The organism is Cupriavidus sp. 8B, assembly GCF_054589115.1.
Genome location: NZ_BAAILO010000658.1, coordinates 28,041 through 36,785, shown reverse-complemented (window position 1 = coordinate 36,785; position 8,745 = coordinate 28,041). Strand labels below are relative to the sequence as shown.

The following is an 8,745-nucleotide window of genomic DNA, read 5'->3' as shown; positions in this document are numbered from 1 at the left end:
CACCGCTTCGGCCAGCGGCGCCACATGCGGATAGGCCTTGTCGTTGAGATAGGTGATCGCGAGCTCGGCGCCAAGCTCGCGAAAGGCCCGCGCGCAGCCCCACGCGATGGATTCCGCGTTGGCCACGCCCACCACCAGCACGCGCGCGCCCAGCAATGGGGGATTGGGTACTTGCACCATGATGTCCCTCGCTTAGTGAATGCGCGCCCCTGCTGGCGCCGGCTTTTGCTCGCCTGGTTCAAGTGCCTGTCTTGACGCTGCGCCGCGGTGATGGCTTGACCGTCTTGAGAGGCTTGGCCACCTTGCCGGGCTTGGCCGCGCCGGCCACGGCCGTGCCTGGCTTGCGAGCTCGCGCCTTGGCTTGCGGCGATGCCGCCTTGCGCACCGCGCGCGGCGACGTTGCCACGGGGACAGGCGCCGCGGGCGCCACCGTTGCGGGCTCCGCAGTTTGCCGCGCCGTATGGTCGGTGCCCAACACGTGCGCCACCTCGCGATAGCGCGCCAGGCGGGCGCCTTCGAGCGGCCCCACCACGGTCACGATGCGATGGATCGCCATCATGATGCGGTGGCGTTGCCCGCTGTCCGGCACCAGCAGCGGCAGCGCGGCCACGGCGCGTTCGGCGTCCAGCCCCACGATAAAGCTCTGCCGCTTGACTGCGGCCTTGACCGTGGCGATGTCAGGCTGCTGCTCCAGGTGCTCGCGCGCCATCTGCCGCATCAGGTTGAAGGGCCGCTCCTCGATGCTGGCGTTCTCGTCGGCCACATAGCAAAGGATGCGCATGAAGGCATCGAGCGGCGTGCCCTGCTCGATCCCCGCCTCGGCCTCATGGAGGCGCCGCGCGGCCAGTTCCTCCCGCAGCGCAGCGGTCACCGGCGGCGGCCCGCGCTTCTCGGCGCCGGGCGAGAAGCCCACCAGCGCGGACAGCCATGGCGACTGGTACAGCGCCTCGAAGACCTGCTCCTGGAAGGCATCGCGCTGGTCGCGCCACGCGTCGAGCGTGCGCACGATGGTGTCGGACACCGCGCGTTCCAGCGTGACGAAGGGATTGTCCGGCGCCACCGGCTGGCGCGCCTCGCGCACCGACGGCGCCAGCGCGGCGATCCACGCCATCCACGGATTCGCGTCCGATGCCAGGGCGCGCTCGAGCCGGGCCGGATGCATCTGCCGCATTGCGTAGGCGCCCAGCTCGTTGGATGCGGCCTGCACCACCGGCGAGGCGAAGGTGTCGTACAGGCGCTGGTTGACTTCGGCCACGCGGCGCACCACCTCGAACGCTCGCTCGTCGTCGCGGCCATCGTCCAGCGCGAGGATGTCGTCGATGGTCCTGCGCTCGAAGCGCATCAGGTAGCGGCCTTCGATCAGTTCCAGGTGCGAGGTGCCCGGCGCGATATCTTCGATGCGCGCCTCGTACAGCCCGGGCGGCAGCACGTCGATCAGGTCGAGCGCGGAGAACAGCTCGGTGTGCTCGCGATTGGCCACCCCAGCCGACACGAAGATGCCGAGGTGCCCGATCTTTTCATGCAGGCAGTAGACGATGACCTGGTCGTTGGCGACGATCTCGTCGACGCTGGCGTAAAGATCGGGAATCCAGTTCAGCGCCTGCTGCGGCGGCGTGATGTTGTCGCCCCAGGAGGCAAAGACCACGATGGGCGAGCGCACATTGCGCAGGTCCACCACGACGCTGCCATCCGCGCTGTGCACCTCGCCGGCGGTGAGATGGTTGCCGACGAAGAGGTTCTGCACGATCCAGTCGATCTCGGCGCGGTTGAGCAGGAAGTGCCCGCCCCACCAGCGCTCGAACTCCAGGAAACGCTCGCGCTCCGTATCCACGCGCGCATAGACGTCGTAGAGTTTTCTCCAGTACGTGTTGGACGGATTGAGCTGCTCGAAATTCTGCACGAGCCAGGCCCCGTCGAAGCGGCCATTGCCGAGATCGGAAGTAAAGGACGACAGCCACGAGCCGCCCAGCAGCCCACCGCTGTAGCGCATCGGGTTGCGCCCGCGCACGCCCGACCAGTAGGCCAGCGGCGAACCGGCCAGCAGGATGGGGCCGACCAGTTCCGGCGCGGCGGCAGCCAGCATCATCAGCGCCCAGCCGCCCTGGCAGTTGCCGATCACGAACGGCTTGCCTTGCGCTTGCGGATGGCGCTCGGCCACCGTGCGCAGGAACACGGCTTCGGCGCGCGCCACGCACTCGATGGTCTGGCCCGGGCAAGGCACCGGGAAAAAGGTGACGAAATAGCAGGGATGGCCGCTGCGCAACGCGATGCCGATCTCGCTGTCGATCTTGAAGCCGCCGATGCCGGGGCCATGCCCGGCGCGCGGATCGATCACCACGAAGGGCCGCTTGGTGTCGTCGGTGACGATGCCGGGCGGCGGCAGGATGCGTAGCAGCGCGTAGTTGACGGGTTGCGCCAGCGTGCGCGCGTCGATCACCACCTCGTGCTCGAAGATCAGTACCGGCGGCATGCCCTCGCGCTCGTGCTCGAAGGTCTGGTTGCCGCGCTCGCGCAGGATGTCGAGCAACAGGATGGCGCGCTGCCAGGCGTCATGCGTGTAGGACCACGCATCGGACAAGAGCGGTGGCACGCCGGCGGCTGCGCTGCCGGCATGGGTGACGGGATCACGTGCGTTCACTCGGCTTCCCCTTCTACGTTCTACGGTGTGGCGCGGAAGGCAGTCGTTTCCAGGCGATCGCACGGAAGTGCTGGCCTGCAGCACAGCGGAATCTATCAGCCTGCACCGTGCTTGACAACCCGCCGCATGGGCGGATCCGCAGCGGGGATGACCTGGCGCAAGGTATCAACCGATGTCATCGTGCCGCAGGAAACATCGCCTATACTGGCCTTTGCTTTTTGCGCGACGCAGCATGCCCGCGCGGTCGCACCGCAACCCCGATGCACCGGAACGCCGATGACCCAGACGCTCGACAAGTACTCCGTCCTGCTGGCACGCTGCCAGGATTTGCCCGCCATTCCCACCGCGGTGGCGCATCCCTGCGATGCTTCCGCGCTTGGCGGCGCGCTGCAGGCGGCCAGCCTCGGCCTGATCGTGCCGCTGCTGATCGGGCCCGAGGCGCGCATCCGCCAGGTGGCCGACGCCAATGCGCTGGACCTCGGCGACAGCGTGCTGATCGACGCGCCGCATAGCCATGCCGCCGCCGCGCGCGCGGTCGCGGCGATACGCGCTGGCGAGGCGGAATTGCTGATGAAAGGCAGCCTGCACACCGACGAGCTGCTGCACGAAGTCACCGCGTCCGCCACCGGCCTGCGCACGGGCCGGCGCCTCTCGCATGTGTTTGCAATGGACGTGCCGAGCTATCACAAGCCGCTGTTCATCACCGACGCCGCGGTCAATATCTTTCCCACGCTCAACGACAAGGCCGACATCTGCCGCAACGCGATCGACCTGCTGCGCGTGCTGGGCATCGCGTGCCCAAAGGTGGCCATCCTCTCGGCGGTGGAAACCGTGACCGACAAGATCCCCTCCACCATCGACGCGGCCGCGCTATGCATGATGAGCCGGCGCGGCCAGATCGAAGGCGGCATCCTCGATGGCCCGCTCGCCTTCGACAACGCGATCAGCCATGAAGCCGCGGTGACAAAGGGCATCGTCTCCGAGGTCGCCGGCGACCCCGACATCCTGCTGGTGCCCGACCTGGAGGCCGGCAACATGCTGGCCAAGCAGCTCACCTTCCTGGCCGGCGCCGAAGCCGCCGGCATCGTGCTGGGCGCGCGCGTGCCCATCATCCTTACCAGCCGCGCCGACAGCGTGCGCGCGCGCATCGGCAGCTGCGCGATCGCCGTGCTTCTGGCGCATGCGCGCCGCACCGCCCGGACGCCCACCGAGATCTGAGCGTCCCACCGTCCCAGCCACAGTCAACGTCACGGTCAACGTCATCGTCACAAGGAGGCCTGCCAGCGTGAGCGCCACCCATCCCACCATCCTCGTCGTCAATGCCGGCTCCTCGAGCGTCAAGGTCTCGGTGTACACCGTGCCCGAGGCCGCCCACGCCAATACCGACATCAACGCGGTGCTCAGCGCGCACGGGCAGATCGAAGGCATCGGCGTGTCGCCGCGCCTCACCGCCAGCATGGCGGATGGCCGCGTGGTAGCGGACGAGCGCTTTCCGGTGGCGCAGGTGGCGGATCACGATGCGGCCTTCCGCCTGATCCGGCTGGTGCTGAGCATCGGCCTGCGCGATGCGCCGCCGGTGGCGATCGGCCATCGCGTGGTGCATGGCGGCGCGGACTTCTGCGCTGCCGTGAAGATCGATGACGACGTCATTGCCAAGCTGGAAGCATTGATCCCGCTGGCGCCGCTGCACCAGCCGCACAACCTCACGGCGATCCGCGCGGTGCGCGCCGCCGCGCCGGCGCTGCTGCAGGTAGCCTGCTTCGACACCGCCTTTCACGCCGGGCACGACCCGCTGGCGCAACTGCTGGCGCTGCCTTACGAGTACTTCGAACGCGGCATCCGCCGCTACGGCTTTCACGGCCTGTCCTACGAATACATCGCGCGCCGCCTGCAGCAGATCGCGCCCGACCTGGCACAGGGCCGCGTGATCGTGGCGCACCTGGGCAACGGCGCCAGCCTGTGCGCCATGCGCGAGGGGCGCAGCGTGGAATCGACCATGGGCCTGACGGCGCTCGACGGCCTGCCGATGGGCACGCGCTGCGGCGCCATCGATGCCGGCGCCATCCTGTGGCTGTCGCAGCAAGGCATGAGCACCAAGGACATCGAGGCGATGCTGTACCAGGATTCAGGGCTGAAGGGATTGTCGGGTGTCAGCAGCGACATGCGCGCCCTGCTGGCCAGCGACGCGCCGCGCGCGCGGCTGGCGATCGATTTCTACGCCTACCGCGCGGCGCAGGAAATCGGCAAGCTGGCGACCACGCTGGGCGGCCTGGATGCGCTGGTGTTCACCGCCGGCATTGGCGCCAACTCGCCACCGGTGCGCGAGAAGATCTGCGCGCGGCTGGCGGAGCTGTTCGGCATCAGCCTGGACGCAGGCGCCAACAACGAGAACCGCCAGCGCATCAGCCGCGACCACAGCCGCGTGCCGGTGCTGGTGCTGCCTACCGACGAGGAAGGGATGATCGCGCTGAACACCGCGCGGATCATGATGGAGCAAAAGGCGCTCGCGTAGCTCCCCTGGCACCTTATGCGCGTACCAGGTAGGCCTGGCGCAAGCGCTCGGCATCCACCTTCAGCACGTTGCCCAGGTAGGCGTCGATGCCGCCGTAGTCCTGCTCGATGGCATGCATCGAGGCTTCCAGGTAGGAGGCTTTCACCGCCAGCAATGGCCACATCACCGCGGGATCGACGCCGAACTGCGCGGCACCGGCACTCATCTTCTGGTTGAAGCCCTGGTTCCAGTGATTCGATTCCAGGTAGTTGGCCATGATGGTGTCGCGCTCCACGCCCAGGCCGGCCAGCAGCAACAGCGAGGCAAAGCCGGTGCGGTCCTTGCCCGCGGTGCAGTGATACAGCAGGTTGCCGCCCTGCTCCGCGGCCTTCAGGAAACTGCCGAACGCGGCCTGGTACTTGCGCGGAAAGTCGCCATAGACCTCCAGCATGAAGGCCTCCATCTGCGCCGCGCTGCCGTCGCGCAAACGCGGCATCAGCTCGGCCATCGACATGCTGCCTTCCAGCACCGGCGTGGCGACCCAGCGGAAGGCCTCGCCAAATGGGCTCTCCGCCGCGGTCTTCTCACCAGGCGAGCGGAAATCGATCACCATGTCCAGCTGCAATGCGCGCAGCCGTTCCATATCCGCCGCGCTGGCCAGGCCCGGGTTGCCGCTGCGAAACAGCTTGCCAGCTCGCACGCGGTAGCCGTCGCGCGTGGCGAGGCCGCCGAGGTCGCGCAGATTGACCACGTTGTCCAGCGCAAGCGCTGCATTGCCGGGCACGCCGGCACCTTGTGATGGCGCATCGGCCATGTTTTCCTGCATCGTGTCCCTGCCCTGTCTTTGTCGTTCGGTGGCGCGCGCGCCGCACCGCACGTGGCGGCGGTTCAGCGCGGGCGATAGGCCGGCACATGCCAGCGCGTATGGCAGCCAGCAATATAACGGCGATCGAGCTTCGCCACCAGCTTCCACACGCTCATCGGGTCCACATCGTCCAGATCCAGGTCGACCCAGGCCCAGGGATGGGCACAGTCGCCCTCGCAGATCAGCTCGACATCCTTGACCCGCACGTAGGCGGCCAGGGCTTTACGCAACGTGGATGCGTCGACTTCGGCACGTAGTCCTCTCACTAAAACCTTCATCATGCACTCCAATATTTTCAGATCACTTTCGCGCGGCTTGCAAGCGTGCAGGGCCGCCGGCTGTTGCGCTCGCTGCGCAACGCCCTCAAGCCCTTGTAGCGCAATGCTCTGAAAGTCTGACCGTGTGGCGCATGGAAATTTCCCGGCGCGAACCGGTTCCTTGATCCACATCATATGTCCCCGGATCCACCCTCGACAGGCGCCGTTGGCCGGCACAATAATTTCCCCATGTCGAACGTGGCAGTCCGGCCACAAGCGCCACAAGCCGGTCCCCCGCATCCGCCAGGTCTTCACGGAAGACCGCCGAACGACGCCGCCACCCAGCCAGTCACAGGCTAGCCACTTGCCCGCGCGTGACGTCCGCCTTCCCGTGTCGAACCAAGATCAACCAGACAAGAAAAGGCAAAGCGATGACAAACCCGCGCACTCCAACCCAAGCCGTTCGCGCTGCCGCCCCGAGCGCCATCGGTGCAGCTGCCGCCGTGCCGCAAGCCGCGCCTGGTAAATCCACGCCATGGGGGCTCTACGCCGCCATCCTGGTACTGATCGGCTTACTCGCCCTGCCCCTGCCCCCGGAGCTGCCGGTGGCGGGACATCGCATGCTGGCCATCCTCGCCTTTGCCATCGTGGTGTGGATCACCGAGGCGGTCTCCTACGAGGCCAGCGCCATCATGATCACGTCGCTGATGGCGGCGCTGATCGGCTTCGCGCCCACGGTGGCCGACCCGGCCACGCAATACGGCACGTCCCGCGCGCTCGGCATGGCGCTGGCAGGGTTCTCCAACACCGCGCTTGCGCTGGTTGCCGCCGCCCTCTTTATCTCGGCGGCGATGACGGTGACCGGGCTCGACCGGCGCATCGCGCTGGTCACGCTGTCGGCCATCGGCACCAGCACGCGGCGTATCCTGATCGGCAGCGTCGCGGTGACCATCGCGCTGTCGCTGGTGGTGCCGAGCGCCACCGCGCGCAGCGCCTGCGTGGTGCCGATCATGATGGGCGTGATCGCGGCGTTCGGGGTCGACAAGAAATCGAATATCGCCGCCGGCATCATGATCACCGTGGCCATGGCCACCAGCATCTGGAACGTCGGCATCCAGACCGCCGCCGCGCAGAACCTGCTGACGGCGGGCTTCATGGACAAGCTGCTGGGCGAGCGCATCACCTGGCTGCAATGGCTGATCGCCGGCGCGCCGTGGGCCATCGTGATGTCGGTCGTGCTGTATTTCCTGGTGCGTTTCCTGCTGCCCGCCGAAACCGAAGCCATCCCCGGCGGCAAGGAGGCCGTGCAAAAGGAACTCGCCGGGCTGGGCCCGATGAGCGGCCCGCAGAAGCGGCTTGCCGCCGTGTCCATCGGGCTGCTGCTGTTCTGGGCCACCGAGGGCAAGCTGCACCAGTTCGACACCGCCACCGTGACCTTCGTCGGCCTGGTGATCCTGATGATGCCGCGCATCGGCGTGATGGACTGGAAGACCATGCAGCAACGCACGCCGTGGGGCACGCTGATCGTGTTCGGGGTGGGCATCAGCCTGGGCACCGCGCTGCTCACCACGCAGGCCGGCCAATGGCTGGGCAAGTTCGTGGTGGCTAACTCCGGGCTCGCCACGCAAGGCCCGATCCTGGTGTTCGCCATCCTGGCCGCCTTCCTGATCCTGATCCACCTCGGCTTTGCCAGCGCCACCGCGCTCACCGCCGCGCTGCTGCCGATCTTGATCTCGGTGCTGCAGACGCTGCCGGGCGATATCAACCAGATCGGCCTGACCATGCTGCTCGGCTTCACCGTGAGCTTCGGCTTCATCCTGCCGATCAATGCGCCGCAAAACATGGTTTGCCTTGGCACGGATACCTTCAACGGCAAGCAGTTCGCCAAGGTCGGCATCCCCGTGACGGTGATCGGCTACGCCCTGATGCTGCTGTTCGCCGCCACCTACTGGCGCTGGCTGGGCTGGATCTGAGCCCACACCGGGAAAAGGACCGATCATGAAAATCACATTGCAATCCGCCACCCAGCTCGCCCGCGACGTGCTCGCCGCGCAAGGCGTGCCGACCGACATCGCCAACGACGTGGCCGAGCACCTGGTCGAGGCCGACCGCTGCGGCTACACCAGCCACGGCCTGTCGATCCTGCCCAACTACCAGCGCTCGCTCGCAACAGGCAACGTCAACCCGGGGGGCCGCGCCGAATGCGTGCTCGACCGCGACAGCCTGCTGGTGTTCGACGGCAACGGCGGCTTCGGCCAGCACGTGGGCAAGCGCGTCATCGAGACCGCCATCGAGCGCGTGCGCCAGCACGGCCACTGCATCGTCACGCTGCGCCGTTCGCACCATCTCGGCCGCATGGGACACTACGGCGAGATGGTGGCAAAGGAGCGGTTCGTGCTGCTGAGCTTTACCAACGTGATCAACCGCTCTCCGGTGGTGGCGCCCTACGGCGGCCGCACCGCGCGGCTGACCACCAACCCGCTGTGCTTCGCCG

8 protein-coding genes are annotated in these 8,745 nt (G+C 67.4%); 4 read left to right on the top strand and 4 right to left on the bottom strand.

Going from position 1 to position 8,745, the window contains the following annotated elements:
- On the bottom strand, positions 1-180 hold a 180-nt coding region (locus tag ACYP5B_RS53210; RefSeq protein ID WP_459575568.1), incomplete at its 3' end, for an SDR family oxidoreductase.
- A gap of 58 nt (positions 181-238) precedes the next feature.
- Positions 239-2,638 (bottom strand): DUF3141 domain-containing protein, encoded by a 2,400-nt coding sequence (locus ACYP5B_RS53205; protein ID WP_459575566.1) that lies wholly within the window; start codon positions 2,636-2,638, stop codon positions 239-241.
- 276 nt (positions 2,639-2,914) lie between these two features.
- Here ACYP5B_RS53205 and ACYP5B_RS53200 point away from each other — a divergent pair, with 276 nt between their 5' ends.
- Positions 2,915-3,856 carry a phosphate acetyltransferase gene (locus ACYP5B_RS53200; protein WP_459575564.1) on the top strand — a complete coding sequence of 314 codons (942 nt, stop codon included), beginning with the start codon at positions 2,915-2,917 and terminating at the stop codon, positions 3,854-3,856.
- 67 nt (positions 3,857-3,923) lie between these two features.
- Entirely contained in the window at positions 3,924-5,150 is a 1,227-nt protein-coding gene (locus ACYP5B_RS53195; RefSeq protein WP_459575563.1) for an acetate/propionate family kinase, read from the top strand.
- Between the two features lie 13 nt (positions 5,151-5,163).
- On the opposite strand, the gene ACYP5B_RS53190 is transcribed toward ACYP5B_RS53195, so the two are convergent.
- Entirely contained in the window at positions 5,164-5,955 is a 792-nt protein-coding gene (locus ACYP5B_RS53190; RefSeq protein WP_459575561.1) for a tyrosine-protein phosphatase, read from the bottom strand.
- A gap of 62 nt (positions 5,956-6,017) precedes the next feature.
- Positions 6,018-6,272 carry an RNA-binding protein gene (locus ACYP5B_RS53185; protein WP_267606604.1) on the bottom strand — a complete coding sequence of 85 codons (255 nt, stop codon included), beginning with the start codon at positions 6,270-6,272 and terminating at the stop codon, positions 6,018-6,020.
- A gap of 410 nt (positions 6,273-6,682) precedes the next feature.
- On the opposite strand from ACYP5B_RS53185, the gene ACYP5B_RS53180 reads away from it, so the two are divergent.
- Together ACYP5B_RS53180 and ACYP5B_RS53175 are read left to right on the top strand one after the other, a co-directional pair.
- Positions 6,683-8,224, top strand: a complete 1,542-nt coding sequence (locus tag ACYP5B_RS53180) for a DASS family sodium-coupled anion symporter (protein ID WP_459575558.1) — start codon at positions 6,683-6,685, stop codon at positions 8,222-8,224.
- Positions 8,225-8,249: 25 nt separating this feature from the next.
- The coding region (locus ACYP5B_RS53175) for an Ldh family oxidoreductase (RefSeq protein WP_459575556.1) at positions 8,250-8,745 on the top strand (496 nt) is incomplete at its 3' end.